The sequence below is a fragment of the Prosthecobacter dejongeii genome (assembly GCF_014203045.1).
Lineage (GTDB): Bacteria > Verrucomicrobiota > Verrucomicrobiia > Verrucomicrobiales > Verrucomicrobiaceae > Prosthecobacter > Prosthecobacter dejongeii.
Window position 1 is genome coordinate 346,910 of the sequence record NZ_JACHIF010000002.1, and the last position, 24,216, is coordinate 371,125.

General features: G+C 58.1%; 2 protein-coding genes. One reads left to right on the forward strand and one right to left on the reverse strand.

Annotated features, from left to right (window positions below; translation table 11 throughout):
* Positions 1-134 precede the first annotated feature (134 nt).
* Complete coding sequence (locus HNQ64_RS06760) at positions 135-23,036, forward strand: SdrD B-like domain-containing protein (protein ID WP_184206774.1); 22,902 nt, start codon at positions 135-137, stop codon at positions 23,034-23,036.
* Positions 23,037-23,099: 63 nt separating this feature from the next.
* Here HNQ64_RS06760 and HNQ64_RS06765 read toward each other — a convergent pair whose 3' ends face one another.
* On the reverse strand, positions 23,100-24,176 hold the full coding sequence (locus tag HNQ64_RS06765; protein ID WP_184206776.1) for a sugar kinase: 1,077 nt from the start codon (positions 24,174-24,176) through the stop codon (positions 23,100-23,102).
* Between the last annotated feature and the right edge of the window lie 40 nt (positions 24,177-24,216).

The following is a 24,216-nucleotide window of genomic DNA, read 5'->3' on the forward strand; positions in this document are numbered from 1 at the left end:
AGTTAACTATAAGGGTCAAAAATTATTGAAATTATATTGAGTGTGGTTAGAATGCGGTGATTCTTCATACAATGGGCATTCTCTGCGGCTTCCGTTACCTGTTGGGCGACACATTTTCGGTCGCGCCTAAGGCTGTGATCGTAAGTCGCCAGTCCATAGGAGTGATTTTAAGTGTTCTCTTCTTCATGCTGGGGCTTGTCAGCCAAAGTGCCGCCCAGACTGTGGGCACCCAGTACAAAGTCACGCGCATCGGTCGTGACGTTTTGGGGGGAGAAGCGTATTCGCTTTCCCAAAATATCATGGCCATCTCGCCAGATGGTCGCTATGCCACGGGGGTACGCTTTGGCAGCAGCACACGCGGCTTTCTCATGACCACCGGCATGCCAGTGGTGCTGGACATCCCCAAAGTAGCCACCTCCCATCCCTACGCTCATGGCAAAGACGTGAACAATGAAGGGGACGTGGTGGGTTATGAAAAATGGACTTCCGGGAATGTCGTCAATATCATCCCTTGGTTCTATGATCGCAGTGCGGGTACAGTGACGTCCCTCTACAATGCGGCCAGTGCTACCCTCACGGCTATCCCCACCGCCATCACGTCTAACAGTGCCTATGCCTTCGGCATGGCGGATGCAGATGGGCCCCTCGGGGCAACGCCCAGCCAAGGGGTTTACTGGAACCTCAACACTCGCGTGCGGACTAGCATCCCCGGGGTCAAGGAAGTGATGGACGCCTCAGCGGATGGCACCGTCTTGCTGGTGGTGGATAACAATGGGTTTGGTAAAATCTTACGTGGCAGTGTGGCGACGGGGTGGAATACCACAGTGGCCAGTTTTGGTTTTATTCGGGGCGGTAAAGTGAGCCCCGATGGGCGCTACGTCGGCACAAGTGAGGTTGAAAATGACTGCCTCCTGGGCCCTTTCGTTTATGACACAGTCCAGGGCTTGCGTCTGAATTTGCCGCTCCGCTCTGGAGATACTCTGGGGGGAACGGTGGGCGCTGTGAGTGATACTGGCCGCGTGTTAGGCTCCATCCATACCGCTGCCAGCAATGGCAGTTTTTCGGTGATGTGGCTGAACCCGATCAGCAACTACACCCCCTTCATAGATCTCCTGGCTACCGATGGCCACACCGCGATTGATTCCAGCTACTACGGCTGGAATCTCTACAATGGCGGCGACGGCATCTCCGCAGATGGCCTAACCATGAGCATCTATGGGCGGAACCTCGCCACGGTGGAGGACTCCATGCTCTTTCAGCAGAACTGCCCCACGCTGACGCTGAACCCCGTTACCCTGGCCACCGGCAGCCTCGGCGCTTTTTATTCGCAGACGCTGACCACCACAGGCGGTGCAGGCTCTTATGTTTACAGTCTTGCCAGTGGCAGCCTGCCACAGGGCCTGTCGTTAAATCCAAATACAGGTGTGATCTCGGGCACGATTTCTAGTCCAGCGTCTGCGGCTTTCACCCTCCGTGTCGTGGATGCCAAAGGCTGCGTGGGCACCCGCAGTTACACCACGGCCCCTCTTTGCACCCCCATCACCATCGCCCCCACCACCCCGGCAAATGCGGTGATCAATGTCACTTACAGCCAGACCTTTACAGCCACCGGCGGGACCAGCCCTCATACCTGGGCAGTCACCAGTGGCACGCTGCCAGCAGGCCTAACGTTAAATGCCGATACCGGCACCATCGGTGGAAAAGCTGCCAGTGCCAATGGCGCAGGCACGGACATCACTCTCACGGCTACGGACAGTGTCGGCTGCACCGGCAGTGCCACCGTGCGCCTGGTGGTTTGCCCGGTCGTCACGCTGGCCCCCACCACATTAGGGAATGGCACCCTTGGGCTCAATTACACCGGTACCGTTACGGCCTCGGCAGGCACCCCTCCGTATGTTTATAGCGTGAGCAGTGGCAGCTTGCCTTCTGGCCTAACCCTGAATGCCGACAGCGGAGCAATCTCTGGCCTGCCTACCACGGCGGGGGCCTCCAGTGTCACGGTGCAGGCTGTGGATGCCAGCGGCTGTATCGGCACCCGCGCCTACAGCATCACCATCAATGCTGCTACCTCGGACTTCGGGGATTACAACATGTTCAGCAATGCCAGCAGCACGGTGAACAGTCGGCTTCGAATCGGCACACTCGTGGATGCTGAAGGTGCTGCTATTACCGATAACATCGCCGCCGGTGATGATACTTTTGGCAGTGATGATGAAGATGGCGTCACCTTCAGTTCTCTGGTGCAGGGGAAAGCCGGCACTGTGACGGTGCGTGTCACGAATACACGTGGTTCCACAGCCTACCTCAATGCCTGGATGGACTGGAATGGCGATGGCACCCTGAGCAGTACGGAGCAGGTGGCCACCAACCTTTCCGTGGCGAATGGGACAAACAATGTGAACCGCGTCATCAATGTCACGGTGCCAGCCACGGCTATGGAAGGTATGATCGGTGTCCGTGTGCGTCTGACCTCCACCGCCAGCCCCGGTGCAGCCACTACGAGCGGTGTCGGCGAAGTGGAAGACCACCTAGCCTCCATCGTCAGTGCTTGCCCTGAATTTGCCGTCGTGGTGGTGAACTATAACAACAACACCATCAGCCGATTCAGCGGGACCGATGGCTCTCACCTTGTCACCTGGACTCCTTCCGGTCTCAGTGCGCCTAACTATGGGTATCGGGTGAGTGACAATACCTTGCTCGTGGCGAATGGTTCTTCCAACACCATCACGAAGCACAATCCTTTCACGGGGGATCTCATCAGCACCCTCGTGCCCGCTGGCAGAGGCTTGAATTTTCCCTACCAGATGGCGGTCGCGCTCGACTCCAGCATCTACATTGCCAACCAGAATGCGGGCAATGTCTTGCGCTTTAACCAAACGACGGGTGAAGTCCTGGGCACCGTGCTCAGCACCAGCAGCCCTGCAGGGTTGGTGTTCGATGAGTCGGGAAAACTCTACATCACCCAAAACATTTCGGGTGGTTCTTTGCGCCAGTATAACAGCAGCGGCACCCTTTTAGCTACCATCGCCACCTGGCCAGCGGGTGAATATCCACGTGGTCTCGCCTGGGGGCCTGATGATCGTCTATACGTCAACGTGCTGAATAACAATGCTGGTAATGGTCGCGTGGATGCCATCAATCTTTCTGGGAATACTCGCAGCACGTTTGTGACTTTGGATTCGGGCTCCAATCCTTACACTGGCATCAAGTGGGGCCCCGATGGTAACCTGTATGTGGTGGACTATGGCGAAAACGAATTGGATGTCTTTTCTGCCTCTGGCAGCCTGATTCGCAAACTCACCACCAGCTTGAGCGGTCCCCATGCGGTGGCCTTCTCAGATTGTAATGCCTCCACGCAGGACTTCGGTGACTACTCTGGTTTTGGCGCGGCCAATAGCACGTGGAGCACCACGGTGCGCTTGGGCAATGAAGTGGATACTGAATCCAGACCTCGCAGTAACCTCTACGCCAATGGCGATGACATAGATGACATTGACGATGAGGACGGCGTGACGATGCCAGCCACCCTGACCGCAGGCAGCACAGTAACGGTGCCGATCAAGCTGCTCAATACCTCCGGCAGCACGGTTTATCTCAACGCCTGGTTAGACGCAGATTTAGACGGTAATCTCTCCGATGCCGGCGAGCAGGTGATCACCAATGTGGCTGTGGCGAATGGCACGAATGGTGTGACTCAAAACATCAGTCTCACCGTTCCCGCAGGAGTCACCCCAGGGATGGCTGGCATGCGTTTTCGCCTCTCATCAGTGAACAATGTCGGGCCTACGGGTGCCGGGGGGACCGGGGAAGTGGAAGATTACATCGTCGCGCTCCAGGCTGCGCCGGTGGACTTTGGTGACTTGGCGGTTTTAGGCTCTGCGAGCAGCATCGTTTCCAGCAATCTGCGCATCGGCACGAACGCCACGGATGCGGAAGTCACCAATCCAGCCAACAGTACCGCCACCGGAGATGATGCTGTGGGCACGGATGATGAAGATCTTTCCCTGCCAGCTTTCAACGCCGGAGCGAGCACGACTTTGACTCTGAGCTTGTTGAATAATACTGGAGCCAATGCCTACCTTTCTGCCTGGGTGGATTGGAATAATGACGGTGCTCTGAATGGCAGCAATGAGCAGGTCATTCCGGAGACGACCGTCACGACCAGTGCCAGTGCGCAGTCCCGCAGCTTCACGGTGAATGTCCCCGGTACGGCCATTCGTGGCACGCCCTTAGGCCTGCGTTTTCGCCTCAGTTCCTTAGTCGCAGTGCCTGCCACGGGTGCTCATGGCCTGGGCGAGGTGGAAGATTACCAAGTCACAGTTCAGTGCCCAACCATTACGGTCAATCCCGTCACGCTCAGTGTGCCTACCACCGGGGCCAGCTACACGCAAACCTTCAGTGCCAGTGGCGGTTCGGCCCCCTACACCTTCAGCGTTTCAGCGGGTGCGCTGCCAGCCTGGGCCACTTTGAATGCAGATTCCGGCGTGCTCACCGGCATCCCGAATACCATCGCTGCCGCCTCCTTCACCATACGGGCCACTGATGCTAGCGGCTGTCTCAGTTCGCGGGCTTACACCCTCACGCCAGTTTGCCCGGCTCTCAGCATCACCACCAGCTCACTGCCTGCGGCCTCGGTCGGGGTTTCCTATCAGCAGCCGTTGACTGCCACGGGCGGCACCAGTCCTTATAATTGGGAGATCACCTCTGGCACCTTGCCCGCGGGCTTGTTATTGAATCCGTTAGGCCAGATCAGTGGCACTCCTACCACCGGTAATGGCGTTGGCGCCACGCTGGTCTTCCGGGCGACGGATGCCAATGGCTGCCAGGTTTCTCGCTCTCTCGTGCTGCGTGTCTGCCCGGTCATCACACTCACCCCTAGCACACTGCCTGCACCGGTTTTAGGGGGTAATTATTCTCAAACCGTCACGGCTGCCAGCGGTGCCGCCCCTTATCTTTACACCCTGGGCACGGGCAATCTGCCTGCGGGCCTAGCTTTGAATGTCAACACGGGTGAGATCGGCGGCATCGCCACCAGCCTCAATTCCGCCAGCTTCACCGTCGCAGCCACGGACACCAACGGCTGCCGTGGTACCCGTGCTTATGTGCTCACGCCCGTTTGCCCCACACTCACCGTCACTCCGGCCAGCCTGCCCGCAGCCGCCGTCGGGGTGGACTACAGTCAAACCCTCACCGTCACGGGTGGCACGGGGCCTTACACTTGGGAAGTGGCCAGTGGCACCCTGCCTGCCGGACTGCTTTTGGATGCCTCCACTGGCGTGGTCAGTGGTCTGCCTACCACGGGCAATGGTGCTGGCAGTTCCCTCACTTTCCGCGTCACCGATGCACGAAGCTGCCAGGGCACGGCTACGCTTTCTTTGAAGGTCTGCCCGGTCGTCACACTTACTCCTAGCATTCTCGCTCCCGTCGTTTCTGGGGCTGCTTACTCTCAGCAGTTGAGCGCCAGCGGTGGAGCGGCTTCGTATAATTTCACCCTCAGCTCCGGCACCTTGCCGACAGGTCTCGCACTGACCCCGGGCGGCCTCATCAGCGGCACCACCACCAACACAGCTCCAGCCAGCATCGTGGTCGCGGCCACCGATGCCAACGGCTGCGTAGGCACTCGCAGCTACACTCTTGCAGTGGGCTGCTCCCCCATCACCATTTCTCCCTCCACGCTGCCTCCCGGCACCGCAGGTTCTTCTTATTCCCAGACCCTATCGAGCGATTTCCCCAGCGGTCTGAAGGGGGAATATTTCCTGGGGATGAATTTTGAAACTCTGGCCCTCACCCGCCAAGATGCCGCCGTGAATTTCAGCTGGGGCGGCGGTTCGCCAGACCCTGTGATCTCGGTGGATGGATTCTCGGCTCGCTGGACGGGTTCTGTCTTACCTCCCACCTCGGGCAGCTACACCTTCCGCGTGACGGCCGATGATGGCGTGCGCCTCTGGGTGAACAATGTGCTGGTGGTGGATCAGTGGAAAGATCAAGGCGCGACGGCCTATACGGCCAGCGTTAACCTTACCGCCGGAACTCCCGTGGCTGTGCGCATGGAATACTATGAGCGCGGGGGGGATGCAGTAGCCTCTCTGGATTGGTCGGGACCTTCCTTTGCCATGAAGTCCATTACGGAGTGGACGACCTATCAGTGGAGCCTCGCTAGTGGTGACCTGCCAGCGGGCCTAACGTTAAATGCCGCCACTGGAACCATCAGCGGCGTGTTGTTCAATTCAAATCCAGCCACTTTCACCGTGCGGGCTCGGGATTGGAAAGGTTGCGAAGGCACCCGTGCGTACACAGTGACCGCTGGGTGCGCGGTCGTGACGGTGAATCCTGAGTCTCTGAGTAGCGCCACCGTGGGGGTGCCATACTCCCAGGCCTTGACCGCATTGCCTGCTATCGGTCTCACGGGAGAATATTATTCGGGTCTCAATTTCAACACGCTGCTGCTCACCCGCAAAGACAACGCCATTGATTTTGATTGGGGAAATGGATCCCCAGATCCCCTGGTGCCTAACAATGTATTCTCTGTGCGCTGGACGGGCAAGCTGGTGCCTGCAACCACGGGCTCCTATACCTTTAGAACCACCAGTGATGACGGCGTGCGTTTATGGATTAACAATGTCTTGGTCATTGACCAGTGGCGTGATCAATCCCCTGCCAACTATGCGGCAGCGGTCAACTTGACGGCAGGCGCTGAAGTGTCTGTCAAAATGGAGTTTTATGAAAATGGCGGGGGCGCTGTGGCTCGGTTGTATTGGTCGGGGCCAGGCTTTGCTTCACAGCCCTTGAGCCAGTGGCAGACTTACACGTGGTCGGTCGCCACGGGCAGTCTGCCAGCAGGGCTGAGTTTGAACACGGCTACGGGTGTCATCAGTGGCACACCGTCCAGCAATGTCAGCTCCACTTTCACCATCCGCGCGACCGATGCCGCCGCCTGCTCCGGCACCCGTACCTACACCCTGGGCCCGGTGTGCCCCACGATGACCATCACCAACAGCAGCCTGCCAGATCCCTACTTGGGCGTGGCTTACAGTCAGAATTTGACCGCCAGCGGAGCCAGCACTGCTTTGACCTGGAGTGTTGCCTCCGGCAGCCTGCCAACTGGGCTGGTTCTCAGCCCGGGTGGTGCCCTCACAGGCACGCCTGCACAGGTGGGCCCAGCTAGCTTTACCCTGCGCGCTGTGGACAGTGCTGGATGTCAGGTGACGCGCAGCTTTAGCGTCACCACACGGAGCCTGGGACTGGGAAATCACGTCTGGGTGGACATGAACAACGATGGCCTGCGCCAGTCCAGCGAGAGTGGCATTGCCGGGGTGCGTTTGGAACTCTGGACGGTGGGTGCTGATGGGGTGCGCAACAATGCCAGTGGCGATGATGTCAAGGCGGCGACGGATGCCATCACGGATGCCAATGGCCTCTACCAGTTTACCCTCTTGGTGCCTGGCAGCTACTACGTGCGTATGCCTACACCTCCGCTGCATTTCCCTTCAGTCAGCAGCACCGCAGTGAGCCTGGACAATGGCATCAACAATGACAGCAATGCCTTGCAGCTAGCTGGCAGCGGCACGCAAGTCGTCAGCCCCGTTATCGTCCTCACCCCTGCGGGTGAACCTGATACCGCAGTGGATGGAGACGGCTCCGATACGGACTCCACCGTGGACTTCGGCTTTGCTAACCTGGATGCCTGCTATGTCACCAACTTGATTGACAACCCCAGCTTCGAATTTCAGCAACTGCCGAATAGCACAGGTGCACTGGCCAGTGTGCTGGGTTACAATGGAACGGGCACTGGTCTGGGCACGGGCATCAATGCCTACCAGTGGGTGAATGGCGTGAACGGCAGCAGCGGGCTGGGGGAACCCATCCAGCGAGTGCAGATCCAGGCCACCGGCAGCGGATCACGCGTCTCATGGATGGAAAGTTTAAAGTCACGTCATGGTCGGCGTCACGTCTTGCTCCAGGGCACCAGCTCGGGTGTCAGCGTCCGCGCCGCCGGTGGTGTGGGTTGGGGCACCGTTCTTGTGCCAGGGCGGGAATATCAGCTCTCTGTGTGGGCAGCGAATGCCAGTGCCGCAGATGCCTCCATCCTCTGGAACTTAGGAGCCAATGCTCCCATCTTCCAAGTCATCACGGGCAGCACACCCGGCACCTATTCTCAATATACCGTGTCCCAGTCTGAGATGATAGCCTCTGCCGTGGGTGAGCAGCAGTGCTGTGGGTTCCCCATCACAGACACCTCTCTCAGCAAGTTTACCGCTGCGGATTACAATGCCTGGTCTGAATCGGTCTCGAATGGCGCCCAGCCTCAGTGGCGGCAGTTTACCTGGCGCTTCCGCGTGGCTGCTGGTGCCACGGCTTCGCAGATTGATACGGCTAGCCTCGTGCTCAGCGGCGGGTCTAGCACTGGGCCAGTGGTGGCAGACTTTGTCTCTCTCTGCCAGCTTTCTTCCACCAGCAACTTGGCACTAGGAAATCAGGTCTGGACGGATGCTAACAACAACGGCCTCAAGGATGGCAACGAACTTGGCCGCAGCGGGGTGACGGTGCAACTCTACAGCAGTGGGGATCTTACAGCGGGGAATGCGGACGATGTCTTCATCACCAGCGCCACCACTTCCACCACAGGGAACTTTCAGTTCTCCAATCTGAACGAAGGCCGTTATGTGCTGAAAGTGACTCCCCCCTCAGGCCTGCCACTCACCGGCGGCACACCGGTGACGGCGGATAACCAAGTGAACAATGACAACAATGGCAGCCAGCCTGGTGGCCAAGGCACGGCTTTGTTTAGCCCCGTCATCACCCTCACGTCAGGCTTAGAACCTGTGAATGATGGCGATGATAGCGCAGACACCGACCTGAGTGTGGACTTTGGTCTCTTCAGTGGCATTACGGTAGGGAACCAAGTCTGGGCCGATACCAACAATGACGGTGTTTACGACAGCACTTCCGAGCAAGGCATCAGTGGCCTCACCGTTCAGTTGCTGAATCAGGCCGATGAGGTTGTGGCCACCACCACAACGAACAGCACAGGAGCTTACAGCCTGCTGGCTTATCAACCAGGCATCTATCGTCTGCGCATCCCCACTCCTAGTTCCACCTACCCCTTGGCTAGCCCTGTGGCAGATCAGAATGATAACGGTGAGGATAACGACAGCAATGCCCTCCAGCCAGGGGGTGTCGGAGCAGCCGTCTTCAGCCCCACATTCACACTCGCTGCGGCCTCTGAGCCTGGCAGTGCTGGCACGACCAATGTTGAAAACACCCTGGACTTCGGTTTCCGTGCCTGCCCTACCATCGTGGTGAATCCCGGCGTATTGGGGGCTGCCACACGTAACCTAACTTATTCTGTAACCTTGAGCTCCACGGGTGGCAGTGGCACTTATAATTATACGCTGGCCATGGGCTCCCTCCCTGAGGGCATTACCCTCACGTCTGCTGGGCAGCTTTCGGGTGCCGTCTCATCGGGGGCTTTCTTGGGTGACTATCCTTTTACCGTGCGCTCGACGGATGCCACGGGCTGCTTCGGCACTCGTAGTTATACTCTGAAGGTGACCCAGGGTGTCATCGCCATCAATCCTGAGACCCTTCCTTCAGCCACGCAATACTTGCCTTACTCGCAAAGCCTGGTCGCCAGCGGTGGTAGCGCTCCTTATACCTGGACGGTAGCTCCACCCGTGCCGACGGGTGTGGTGGCCTGGTGGCCTGGCGAAAATAGCGCGGGGACTCTCGTCGGCACAGACGCTGGCTCAGCCCTTTCTGGCACAGCGTTCGGACCAGGACGCATCGGTCGTGCCTTCACCTTTGATGGGGTGGATGATGTGGTGGCCGTGGCAGACTCCGCTGCCCTGCGTCCTGCCTTGCTCACCCTGGAGGCGTGGGTCAACCCCACCTACCCGATGAATGCGAACGGCTCGGTCATCTCTAAAACGACCTCCGCTCTTGGAAATGATGGTTACGGTCTAGGCCAGCTCGGGGCAGATAACACCTTCGGCTTTTGGTTGAATAACCGGAGCACGAACCGTGTCACCACCACCCTGACCTCGGGTGTCTGGCAGCATGTGGTGGCCACCTTTGATGGCAGTGCCATGCGTCTTTATGTGAATGGCGTGCTTCAGGCCAGCAACAGCTTTACCGGCAGCATCAGTCATAGTAGCACCTCCTTGCTTATTGGCGGAGGTTCTACGGACGGTCCTTGGAAGGGCAGTGTGGATGAGGCGCTGATCTACAATCGCGCACTCAGCCTAGCCGAAATACAGGCACGTTATCAGGCCACCCTCACTGGTAACCAAGGACTGCCACAGGGCTTGGCGTTGGATGCCAACTCTGGAGCCATCACGGGCACACCGACTTCGCTTCCCGGCACTTATTCCTTCCATGTGCGGGCCAGCGATTCCTCCGGCACCCTCGGTGGGCGTGCGTATCAGATCGCTGTTATTTGTGGGACCCCCACCATCGCGCCTACGACCTTGCCTGCCGCCACTCGTTTGGTGGCTTACCCAAATCAAACCCTCACTGCTACAGGTGGCACGGCCCCTTACACCTGGAGTATCAGCACTGGCAGCCTTCCTGCCGGACTGACCTTATCTCCTGAAGGTGTGATTAGCGGCAATACCAATGCCAATGCAGGCACCTCAAACTTCACCGTCACCGTCGTAGATGCGGCGGGTTGTATAGGCGCACGTTCTTACAGCTTCACCGTTCAGTGTACGGCACTCACCATCTCACCTTCGGTGCTGCCAGCCGCGCAGCAGTTTGCTGCCTACCCGGCACAGACCATCACGGCAACGGGGGGGACGGCACCCTATCGTTATTCCATCTCCACAGGCAGCCTGCCCGCAGGCATGGCCCTCTCAGCAGATGGCAGCCTCAGCGGCACCCCAGCGGCTGTGCCCGGGAGCTATGCCGTGGTGCTGCGTGCCACGGATAACGTGGGCTGCTCCAGCACCCGCGCTTACAATTTGGTGGTCACATGCCCGGTCATCTCCATCTCTCCTAGCAGCCTGCCAGCGGTGAGCCAGAGCGTCCCGTATAACCAGACCCTCAGCGCTACCAATGGCAACGGCTCCTACACCTGGGCGATCACCACGGGCAGCTTGCCGCCAGGACTCAGCCTTTCGCCGAGCGGGCAGATCACGGGTAACGTAACGGTCACCTCTGGAAGCTACACCTTCACCGTCACGGCCACAGACACCCGGAGCTGCACCGCCACTCGCACCTACACTGTCCCGGTCGCCTGCCCGGTCTTCACGGTGTCTCCAGCTTCGCTACCTACCGGCACGGCAAACGTGGCATACTCACAGAAATTGACCGCGAGTGGTGGGACTAGCCCCCACACATGGAACTTAGTCGGTGGCGCACTGCCTTCAGGCATCACTCTTGCCCCAGATGGCACACTTGCGGGTACTCCTACCGTAGGCGGCTCGGGCAGTTACACCTTTACCGTTCGCATCACAGACTCAGGTGCTTGTGTGCAGGAAACGAATCTCACCCTGGCCATCAGTTGCCCCGTCATCACCATGAGTCCGTCCACCCTGCCAGCAGGCACGGTGGCCTCGGCTTACGACACGACTTTGACAGCGACGGGCGGCTCGGGTTCTTATGCGTGGAGTGTCGTCAACGGCAGCCTACCGCAGGGACTTCAACTTGTGCATGGCGATAGCAAAGTCGTCGGCGCAGATACCGCCTACGCCAGCATCTTTTCGCCTTCAGGTTCTGTCACGGTGGATCCTCCAAACGGGGGGCTTCTCACCTTGTCGTTAGGTGGCTCTGCAGGTCCTACGGATGTGGGCTTTTGGAGTCTCAAGGCCACTGGTGGTGTCAGCATCGGCCTGCTGGGCATTGGCCTAACGGAGAGTGGTTCACGTGTGTCTCTGGATGGCTCTGCCCTGAAATTCCAGGTCAGTAACAACTCCTCCAGCCTGCTCGGGTGGCTGGGCGTAGGCACCTCTATCACCTCCACTTGGGAGGCCACAGCTACCTTTAACAAACCCGGTGCTCCTATCGAGCTACAGCCGAATACTCGTTACACCGTGAGCTTCCTGGTAGATGGCAGCAATGGCCTTCTGCAATCCGGCCTGGGCATCTCGCCTTCTTTCACCATTGAGCTTCTCGATGGTTCAGGGAATGCCATCGCTTCACAGTCCTCTGGCACGTTGATCAATCTCCTAGGCTTGCTGGGAACGGGCGTCACCAGCGGCACCGTGAATTTGACCTTCAATACCCCTGGCAGTGTCGGCACAGGGGCCGCAAAATTACGCATCAAAGGCAGTGCAGCGCTGAACACCACCGTTCTAGGCCTGGGCACCACCTTCGCCTCCATTCGCAATCTCCAGATCATCTCCAGCAATGGCACCAGCAGCCCGCAGGCAAAGATCATCGGTACCCCGCTGTGTGGCAATAACTCGCAAGTCTTCACACTCAAAGCCACGGATGCCAGTGGCTGTGCTGCGGTGGCGAACTACACCATCCCCATCACCTGCGCACCGGTCTCTATCCTCACCACCACATTGCAGGATGCCTCCGTGGGCCAAAGTTACCTTCAAGTGCTGGAGGCCTCCGGCGGCCTTGCACCTTATACCTGGACGGTGTCCACAGGTTCACTACCCCCTGGGCTATCACTCTCCGCCTCAGGCAGTATCTCCGGCGTGCCGTCCGCAGCGGTGGATAGTTCATTCACCCTTCGCGTCACCGATGCTTGCGGCTGCTCCGTCACACGTGCTTTCACCATCAAGAGTGCTTGCTCTGCCATCACGGTCACTCCGGCTACACTGCCTGCTGCTTACCTGGATACCTATTACGAGCAAACCCTCACCGCTACAGGCGGTGCAGGGCCTTACCTGTGGGTGATCGAGTCTGGTTCTCTGCCGCCGGGCTTGAGCATGACCTCCACGGGCACCATCAAGGGGAAGGCAACTTCTTCCACCACCGCTCTATTCACCATCAATGTCACGGATACCTTTGGTTGTTCCAGCTTGCGTGCTTACAGCCTGGCTTCACGCGGTCTCTCTGTGGGGAACCTCGTTTATAACGATGTCAATCTCAATGGCCTGCGTGATGCTGGTGAACCAGGCATCGCTGGGGCCACGGTGCAGTTGTGGACCACCGGCGCGGACAATGCCATCGGCGGCACAGGCCTCAATGCAGATGCTCAGGTGGGAACCAGCCTCACCACGGCAGCGAGCGGTGCATACTCCTTCACAGGTCTGGCTCCTGGCCGCTACTATGTGCGTGTGGTGCCGCCAGTCACCAGCCCGCTGCCGGGTGGCAATCCCGTGGCCGCAGACAATGGAGTGGACAATGATAACAACGCTGCTTCTCAGCCCGGCGGCGCAGGCACCACCATTTTTAGCCCTGTGATCCAGCTCGCTGTGGGCACCGAGCCGACGGTGGATGATGGAGATGCAGACACAGATTATACCTTGGACTTTGGCCTTTTCCGTGGAATGGGCCTGGGCAATCTGGTCTTCCAGGATACCAATGACAATGGCCTCCGTGACGCTGGCGAGCCGGGACTGGATGGCGTGACGGTGGAGCTCTGGTCCACAGGTGTGGATGAAAAAATCGGCGGCACAGATGATGTGCGCATGCGCTCGGTCACGACCGCTGGCGGCGGCCTTTATGCCTTCAGTTCTCTGGCTCCAGGCAAGTTCTATGTGCGCATCCCCACTCCGCCACTCACACACCCACTTTCCAGTAGCAGTACCGTTCTGGCAGACAACCGTGTGGACCACGATGACAATGGTCACCAGGTAGCTGGCGGTTCCATTTACAGCCCCGTCATCACCCTCAGCCCCGGTGCTGAAAGTTCCGACGATGGTTACACGGATACCACGGTGGACTTCGGCCTCTGCAATGTCCTCCCGACGGCTTATGTCTCCGCCACTCAGGATGATAGCATCCAGGTTTATGACCCCGTGGCGCGGCAATTTAAAGGCAACTTCCATCATCCTTTTGGCAGCAGCCATAACCAAGGGGATGGCAATCCTTTCGATGTGCCTTACAGCATCGAGTTGGGCCCTGACGGCAACTGGTACGTCGCTCACTTTGGTGCCAGCAATCTGCGGAAAATCAGCCCTACTGGAACCGACCTCGGTGCCGTGTTGATCAATACAGCCGCCAACGTCAGCTTCATCGAGGTCTTTGCCATCGGGCCCGATGGAAACTTCTACGTGGTGGATCTCAATGGCGGTCGCATCGTCAAATTCCAGGGACCTCTGGGGGCCACTCCTGGCGCCCCGATGGGCACAGCACCCTACAGCTTTATCACTCAGCCGGGCATCCAGGACATCAATTTCGGGCCGGATGGAAACCTCTATGTCGTGATTCTGAATGGTGCGGTGCGTGAAGTGCGCCGCTACAATGCCACCACGGGCAGCCTCATGAATGTCATCGTGACGGATATCCAGCTCGTCGGAATGGTTCCCGGTGGTGAGCCTGTCTCTGTCATTTCCGGCATTGATATTCATGGCAACACTCTTTATGGCGTGAGCCGCCTGGATGATGAAATCTTCAAGGTGGATCTGACGAATCCAAGTTCACCTGGCCCGCCCCAATTAGTCTCCACCATCACTACCTCTGGCGTTGGTTCGGTCGAGGCTCGGGATATCGAAATGAATCCTGGGAATGGGAAGCTCTACATCGCTGGTTACAACTGGGCCAAGCCTGTGCTAGGCGGCACCTTTGCTACGGGTGCTGTGGTCGAGGTAGATCCTGCTGGGGCCCCGAACGGCATCGTCAAAGTCTTTGAAGCTCCCATCCCATCTCCCCCTGGGCCTAACAATGAAATCTGGTCGGGCCCTCGCGACTTGGCCTTTGGTCGTCCGTTTGTGAAGCTCGCGGAATCAGTCTCTGTGGGTAGCCTTGTCTGGAACGATCTCAATGCCAATGGCCGCCGTGATGCTGGTGAACGTGGCATTCCCGGCGTGCGTGTGGATCTGTGGCAGGATGTGGATGGCAACGCCGCCAATGGCGCGGAGTTCCTGGTAGGTTGGACCTTCACGGACGAGCGCGGTATCTATTACTTCTCCGGTCAGGTTGCTGGGCGTTATCAGTTGAAGATTCCTGCGCTGAATTTCGGCAGCGGGCTGCCGCTCGCAGGTTCTGGCTTCAGCAGCCCCATCAGCAATGGCAATGATGACCAGACGGACAATGATGACAACGGCCTGCAGCCAAACGGCAGCTTCACGGAAGTGCAGGGCCCTATCATTACACTCACTCCAGGCACCGAACCTCTGGGCAATGCGCAGACGGGCGCTGAAATCGGCTCGGGGGGTGAAGTGGATGATTACACCGTGGATGCCAATGGTGACATGACCGTGGACTTCGGCTTTGTGGAGCCCGGCGTCATGGCCATCGGTAACCTCGTCTTCAATGATCTCAATGGCAGCCGTCGTTTTGACTTGGGCGAGGGCATGGACAATGTCGTCGTGAAGCTTTTTTACTGGGGCCAGACACCAGGTGTGGATCAGCCTCTCGCCACCACTCTCACGGCGAATGGTGGTAAGTATCTTTTCACCGGCCTCTGGCAGGCCCAGTATTTTGTCCACATCCCCGCCCTGCAGTTCCAGTCCACGGGCGTGCTGCGTGGTCTATACAGCTTAGAAGGCGTGCAAGCTGGGGATGATGACCAGGGGGAAGACTCCGTGGATAATTTGCAGCCGACCGTGGAAGGCATTAGCACTGGCCGTATCGTCCTGACCCGGGATAGCGCCCCTACAAATGCCAATGGTGAGACGGGTTTCGATAGCAGCGAAGATGATGCAGATGACCTCAATACGGACCTCACCGTGGACATTGGCCTCTTCCGTCCGGTGGCCCTGGGGAACCTGGTCTTCGCAGACCGCAACTCCAATGGTCACTACGATCCCGGTGAAGGCGTCAATGGCGTGACCTTACAACTCTACACCTCAGATCAGCAACCGGGTGAAGATACTCCGGTCGCCACCCGCACTTCGGCTAACGGTGGCCGCTATCTGTTCGACTTCATTCGTCCGGGAAATTATCTCGTGCATATCCCTGCGGCCATGTTTGCCAGCAGCGGCCCGCTTTACCAGCAGGTCAGCATCAATGAAGGACTAGCTGGCGATGACAATGTGGGGGAAGACGGTCTCAACCAAGGCCTGCCTCTCACACAGGGGGTGACCACGGCAGAAGTCCGTCTGTTTGCAGGCTCTGCCCCGACGGACTCCAGTGGGGAAACCGGGCTGGATGGCACCACGGACAATGAAAATGATGCCGCTGTGGATCTCACCGTGGACTTCGGTTTTCAGATGCCCGTAGGCATCGGCAATCTTGTCTTCCTTGATCGCAATAATAACGGCATCGCAGATGTGGGCGAAGGCGAGGATGATGTGAGGGTGGAGATCTACCGCTCCAATCAGACTCCAGGCACCTCCACGCCTCTGGCCCAGACCACCACCGCAAATGGTGGGCGTTACTTCTTTGATTTCCTGAACTCGGGCAGCTACATCGTTCATATCCCTGCGAGCGAGTTTGCCTCGGGCCGTCCTCTCCAAAACACGCTTTCCGTGCAGGGCAGCCAGACAGGTCCGGCAGATGATAACAGTGGCGAAGACGGCATTGATGAAAGCAATCCGGCTCTCAATGGCGTGAGCACTCGCATCATCTCCCTAGCTGTGGATTCTGCCCCTATTGATACCACCACGGAGAAGGGACTATTTGCCCAGGATGATGTGTCTGACGACAACAACTTCGACCTCACCGTGGACTTTGGCTTTGCCGAAGCGAATCCAAATGCAGTCGGTGTGGGCAACCTGGTTTATCGGGATGCCAACGGTAACAACGTCTATGACAGTGGTGAAGGCATCAATGGCATCCGTGTCGAGCTATTCGCCGCCGCTGCGAATCCTCAAACGGCCAGTCCGCTGGCCTCCACGGTGACTACAAATGAAGGCATCTACTTCTTTGGCAATCTAGGGGCAGGGGACTACCGCATACATATCCCCGCCTCCGAATTTGCCGAAGGGAAGTCCCTGTACGGCTGGCAGTCCCTCCCTGGTCAAGGCCTGGATACGGGCCTGGATGATGACACCGACGAAAACGGCAGTGATGGGGATCCGGCCATCGAGGGGGTCTCCTCTGTCCTCATCTCTCTCCAGCCAGACAATGAGCCTGAAAACTTCTTGGGTGAATTTGGTCGTGACGCCTTCATGGACGATGCGAATGATAATAATGCAGACCTTACGGTGGACTTTGGTTTCACCAAGCTCGCATCGGTAGGCAACCTTGTTTATCTCGACAGCAATCGCAACGGCGTGGCTGATGAAGCGGAGGGCCTGTCAGGAGTCACGGTTTATCTTTTTGAAGAATCCGCTTCACCGATCTTTGATGAGCCTTTGGCTACCACCACCACGGATGCCAATGGCCGGTACCTCTTCACAGACCTCACTCCGGGGAATTATTACCTGCATGTGCCCTACACCATGTTCCTGGATGGAGCTCCTTTGCACCAGCAAGCCAGTGTTTATGGCACCTCCCTTGGGGATGACAATCTGGGCGAAGATGGCCTGGATGATGGCAATCCTGAAAGCAATGGCATCAGCACGGCTGTGTTTGCCCTCAGCCCTTCGTCTTCCCCTGTGGGGACTGCCGAAGGTGGGCAAGGTGGGAATCTGGATGATCTGACCGATGCCAGCGTGGATCTGACCCGCGACTTCGGGTTCGTGCCGAGTGTTCAGATTGGTAACTTGGCCTTCAATGATGCCAATGGCGATGGCCTCTTCGATTCAGACACCGAGACTGGACTCAATGGCATCAACATCGAACTCTGGGCCGATGAAGCGGGAGCCACAGCACCGCTGGCGACTGTTACCTCCACAAGGGGGGGGGCGTATTCCTTCAGGATCGCGCCAGGCACCTACTATCTGCGCGTCGGCGCTTCTCAGTTCGGTGAAGAAGGCCCTCTGCATGACCTTGTGCCCTCCATTGCTACTCCAAACAGTGGCGACTTCTATGTGGATGACGATGTTGGCCAGGACCTCTATGAGAATGGCAATGTCACAGTCGTCGGCGCACGCACCGCTTCCTTCATCCTTGAGGCGGATGAGGCTCCCTCGGCAGAAAATGGCGAAACCGGTCACAACTCTGACAGCGACGACGAAGACGATCTAAATTCGAACCTTACCATTGACCTCGGCTTCGCTCCGAAGCCTGTGCGTGTGGGTAACCTCGTCTTTGCTGATGTGGACCGCGATGGGCGCTTTTCCCGCACGGTAGATTTCGGTATCCCAGGTGTCTTGGTGCAGCTCTACAGCATCGGCGATATTCCAGAAAGCTCGACCCCTCTAGCAGAGACTTACTCCGGTAGCGATGGAGCCTACGAATTGAAAGCACCAGGTGCAGGCTCCTACTTCGTCCACATTCCGTCGTCGCAGTTTGGCGTGGACAAACCTTTGGCTGGCGCCTCGGCTGTGCCTGGTTTTGGCAATGACGATGGTCGTGATGATGGTGAGGGCGAAGATACACTGGATCAAGCCAACCCCTCCAGTTCCGGCATCAGCTCCATTTTGTTTGATCTCGACTTCGGCACCGAGCCGACTGATGAGCAAGAAACAGGTTACAAAGGCCAGCAAGATGTGGGCTACGATGCAGATGCTGACATGACCATTGACCTTGGCTTCCTGGATGTCCCCGTGCCCACGAATTTGGCTCTTGGTAACGTCGTCTTTAAGGATGCCAATACCAACGGGCGTTACGATGCGAATGAAGGAGTGTCTGGCGTTTGGATGCTGCTTTACCGCAGTGAGGATACCCCTGGTTTCTCCACTCCTTACGCCAGCACCTTCACAGATAGCGCAGGTCGTTACCTGTTTAACAACTTGCCTCCTGGCGGTTACATCGTTCACGTGGCGGCAGATAACTTTAAGCCAAATCTCACTTCGCTGGGCGGCCAGACTCTGCCTGGTTTGCAATCTGGTCCGCTCTTCAATCTCCTGTCCATCGCAGGTGAACAGACGGGTGATGATCATCTGGGTGAAAAAGGCATTGATTCTGCAACACCGATGGTCACCGGCATCAGCAGTGCTCTGGTCATTCTCCAGCCTGGTCAGGCACCGACGGGGGCGGCTGAGAAAGGTTTTGATGGCACTTCAGACGATGCTCATGATGGCGACTTCGATCTCACCGTGGACTTCGGTTTTGCTGCTCCTGGCACGGACCCAGGCGAAGGCCCTGATCCGACCACCTTTGGTCTCGGTAACCTGATCTTTAAGGATGCCAATCGCAATGGTCGCCACGATGCTGGTGAAGGCGTGGCCAATGTTGTGGTGCAGCTTTATCGCAGCCTGGACATTGCGGGTATCTCCCTTCCTGTGGCAGTGACCACCACCGCGACGAATGGGCGCTACCGCTTCAGTGGTCTTCCTGCTGGCAACTATTTTGTCCATCTTCCAGCGACTAACTTTGTCGCCGGCGTAGCTGGCCTGACGGTCAATGGACCTCTGTATAACCATGTGTCTGTCACCGGGCATCAGACTCTGGTGCAGGATGATCACCTGGGTGAAGATGGTCGTGACGCGGCCTTGCCAAACATCACGGGCATCTCCAGCGGCATGGTTAGCTTGCAGGCGGGGGCCTGCCCCGTGGGGGCGGTGGAAAGTGGTTTTGAAGGTAGCTCAGATGATGCTGAAGATGCCTACACGGACCTCACTGTGGACTTTGGTTTTGTCGCCATTGTGGAAGAGCCTCTGCCAGATGATCTCGGCATCGGTAACGTGGTCTTCAAAGATACCAATTCCAACGGCCATTACGATGTGGGTGAAGGTGTCGCAGGGGTGACTGTGCAGCTTTATCGCAGCACGGATGTGCCAGGGGTTTCTCTCGCTTTGAAGACCTTGCTCACAGATGCCATGGGGCGTTACACCTTTAAAAATCTGGCTCCAGGTAACTATCGTGTTCACATCGCTGCGGAAAACTTCCGTCCAGGAGTGGAAGGCTTCGTCACCGCAGGACCGCTTTACAACTTCATCTCCGTTGCCGGCGCTCAGGTGGGTGACGACGATGTGGGTGAAGATGGGCAGGATTCCCCCACTCCTCTGGTCTCTGGCATCTCCAGTGCTACCATCAATCTGCAAGTAGGCACCGCGCCGACTGGCATCGTTGAAAGTGGCTTTGAAGGCAGCTCGGACGATTCCCAGGATGCAGACTACAACCTCACGGTGGACTTTGGTTTCGTGCCGTTTGTGGCTCCAGAAGATCTCAGCATCGGCAACTTGGTCTTCAAAGACCTTAACCGCAATGGCCACTACGATGCTGGCGAAGGGGCCGCTGGCGTCAGCGTCTATCTCTACCGCAGCACGGATATTCCAGGGCTGGCCCTGCCTGTCAAAACTACCACCACGGATAGTGCGGGTCGTTACCTCTTCGGCGGTCTCTACTCCGGTAGCTACATCGTCCACATCCCGGCGGAAAACTTCCGTGCTCCGATCTTGGCAGCAGTCTCCGCAGGGCCTTTGTATAACCATCTTTCTGTCATGGGGCACCAGATCCCTGTGCTAGATGACGACCAAGGTGAAGATGGCATGGATGCCACCACGCCATTGGTTACCGGTATCTCCAGCGGTATCATCCAGCTTCAGGTCGGGCAGGCTCCCGTCGGCTCCGTTGAGTCCGGGTTTGAGGGCAGCACGGATGACGCCCGCGATGCTGATAGCAACCTCACCGTGGACTTTGGTTTCGTGGATGTGACACCTCTGCCGGAAAGTTTGGCCATCGGTAACCTTGTCTTCAAGGATGCCAATCGTAACGGCCATTACGATGCAGGTGAAGGGGCCATGGGAGTCAAGGTGCAGCTCTATCGCAGCACCGACGTTCTCGGGGTGGCCTTGCCGCTGAAGACCACGGTGACGGATGCCGTCGGTCGTTACCTCTTCAGTGAATTGAAGAGCGGCAGCTATTTTGTCCATATCCCCGCAGAAAACTTCGCGCTCGGGGTGGCTGGCGTCATCTTGGAAGGACCCTTGTACAATCATCTTTCCGTGGCTTCCCACCAGTCAGGCCCAGGGGATGATCACTTGGGTGAAGATGGTGTGGACTCACTCCTGCCTCTGGTTTCAGGCATCTCCAGCGAGGTCATCTCCCTCCAGGTGGGTAATGCTCCAGTGGGCTCGGTCGAAGGGGGCTTCGAGGGCAGCTCTGACGATGCCGTGGATGCAGACCACAATCTCACCGTGGACTTCGGTTTCGCCGCAGTGGTCCCTGTGGTGGATACTGGACTGCCGCGTCTAGGCATCGGTAACTTGGTCTTCATGGATAGCAATGGCAACGGGCGTTACAATCCCGGCGAAGGCGTTCCTGGGGTGGTGGTTTATCTCTATCGCAGTGCGGATTTGCTCGCCCTTCTAGGGCCGCTTAAAACCACCACCACCGACAGCGAAGGTCGCTACGTCTTCACCGACCTCGCTACAGACAGCTACGTGGTCCACATCCCTGCGGCGAACTTCCAGGCCGGTGTTCTTGGGCTCGTGCAAGAAGGACCTCTGTTCAAGGCTACCTCATTGCCCGGTTATCAAACTAGCCCTGGCGATGACAACACGGGCGAAGATGGTATGGATGTGCTGAATCTCACCGTGGTCGGCATCTCTAGCCGCGCCATTAATCTGCAAGCTGGCACGGCCCCCACGGGCAATGATGAAGGGGGCTTTGATGGCCGCTACGATGATGACTCGGATGCTGACTATGACCTCACCGTGGACTTTGGTTTCAAGGTCACGGGTCTCCTGGGTCTGGGCCTAGCACCGCCGCCCCAGGCTGCCCCCGCACCCGTCGCAACCCCCGCCGTTAGCACGTGGCAAAACCTTACCCGCACCCTGGGTAAACCGACTGCGGATCTGGATGCCGATGGCTCTGCCAATCTGCTCGAATACGCTCTCGACACGGATGCCGCTTCCGGCTTGCAGACCCAGCGCTTCTTCCTGGAAACGGATGCAGCTACGGGCCGTGTGGATGCGGTCGTCATTCGCCCCAGCGGTGGTCGTGTAGATGTGAATCACCTCCTCGAAACCTCCTCTGAACTGCGGGGTGGGCAGTGGACACGCCTGGTGAAGACCCCTGTCATCACGCAGAACCAGAATGGCAGCGAAACTCTTCGTTATACCGACATCGCTTCTCAGGGTGAAATGGGCTTCGTGCGGCTAAAGGTGAATTTGGATGCGGATCTCAATGGCACAGCAGAGGCTACGGTCGTCTCTGCTACTCAGGCCTGGGTGCGCCGCGATATCACGGGTCAGCAGAGCTTCTCCATGCCACTGCTTCCTGCTGCCGTCTTCTGCGGAACGCAAACCTCCGGAGTGAAGTCGAAGTTACTCACTGGCCAGTCCTACTATGTCGAAGTTCTCAGCGGCAGTTATGAAGGGCAACGTTATGAACTGGATGAAGCTGCCACCACAGACACCGCTCTTGCTTATGAAGGCAGCACTCCAGATCTGGTCGGGGCTCGCTTGGCCGTGCGTCCTCACTGGACGGTGAATCGCCTGTTCCCTGGGGATGCCTTTACCTCAGGCACGGAGGCCGCCACAGCGGATAGCCTGCTGTTCTTTGATGCCGCTTCAGGCAGCTTCCGCACCACTTGGCTTTCTGCCAATGGTTGGACGGGCGATAGCAGCGGTGACCGCACCGTGGCTCCCGGCGAAGGCCTGCTCATTCACGCTCGCAGTGGCGCTGTCTCCCTCACCTTCACAGGTGAAGTCCGCAGCACGAAGTTTGCCCAGCCTCTGCAAGCGGGTGCCCAGTTCATCGGCAGTGGTTTCCCTGTGGCTCACACGGTGCAGACACTGGGGCTGAAGACTGAGGTCGGATTTACCGCCTCCATCACTCCAGAGGCCGCCACCCGCCTGCGCCTGTGGAAGGGGGATGTCACCCCTGGCGACCACACCTACCGCCACCTCTACCTTCACAATCCTGCCTCCCTCTGGCTGGATGAGGCCGATGGCACTGACGTCAGCACTCAGACTCTTCTGGAGCCGACTCGCGCTTACTTCCTCGTTACTCCGGTAGCCCTTCCGGGTTATCGTGAGCCCTAACAAAAAGGAGCGCGGGGTGTATGCCGCGCTCCTCAGGAAACCGTCTTTGATTCAAACTCGCTGTTAGCGCTGCACCTTCGCATCGCCGCCTTCAGCTAGCTTTTGCACCTCCACTAGGGTGGCCATGCTGGTATCTCCTGGGGTGGTCATGGCTAGAGCCCCATGGGCAGCACCGTAGTCCACCGCCTTTTGCGCATCGTTTTCCAGCAGCATGCCTGCGACCAGACCCGCGACAAAACTGTCTCCCGCACCGATCCGGTCGAGGATGTCAAAACGTGGGTAATTGCGGCTGCGATAAAAGTTCCCCTCATGGTAGCAGAGAGAGCCCCAGTCATTGATGCTCGCCGTGTGCACACGGCGCAGGGTCGCAGCCACGGTTTTGAGATTTGGATACTCCGTCACCAGTTTCTGGATGGCGGGGCGTAGCTTCGCATCTTCAGCGGCAAAGATATCGTTGGGATCAGTCGGCACCGCACTCGCCACTGGCGGCTCATCACTCAGCACGCCGAACATCACATCAATGTAGGGAGCCAGTTGCCGATTCAGCGCCTGCGCTGCCGGGAAGCCGCCACGCTCCTGCCACAGGGAAGGGCGGTAGTTCAGGTCATAACTCACCGTCACTCCATGGCGTTTGGCCGACTCACAGGCCTGGATGGTCAGCTCGGCTGTGGACTCGGAAAGGCCCGCAAAAATGCCACCCGTATGCAGCCAGCGGCAGCCCAGGGTGCCAAAGAGGTGATCAAAATCAAAGTCGCCCGGCTTCAGTTGGGAGGCCGCGCTGTGCCCACGGTCCACACTGCCTTTGGCACCGCGCACGCCAAAACCGCGCTCGGTGAAATTGATGGGGTTGCGCACGCGCTTGCCCATGCCGTCATAGGGCACCCATTTGATCAGGTTCGTATCCACCCCACCTTGCAGGATCAGGTCCTCGATCAGGCGGCCGATTTCATTGTCGGCAAAGGCGGTCAAAATTCCCGTTCGCAGACCAAAGCAGCGCCGTCCTCCCCGCGCCACATTGTACTCGCCCCCACCTTCCCAGGTGGTGAACTGGCGGGAAGTGCGCACTCTCCCTTCACCGGGATCCAGGCGCAAAAGAACTTCACCGAGGGAGAGGACATCATAGAACGGTTGGCGGGACATGGGCAGAGATATGGAGTGGGAGAATGAAACAGTAAATGCT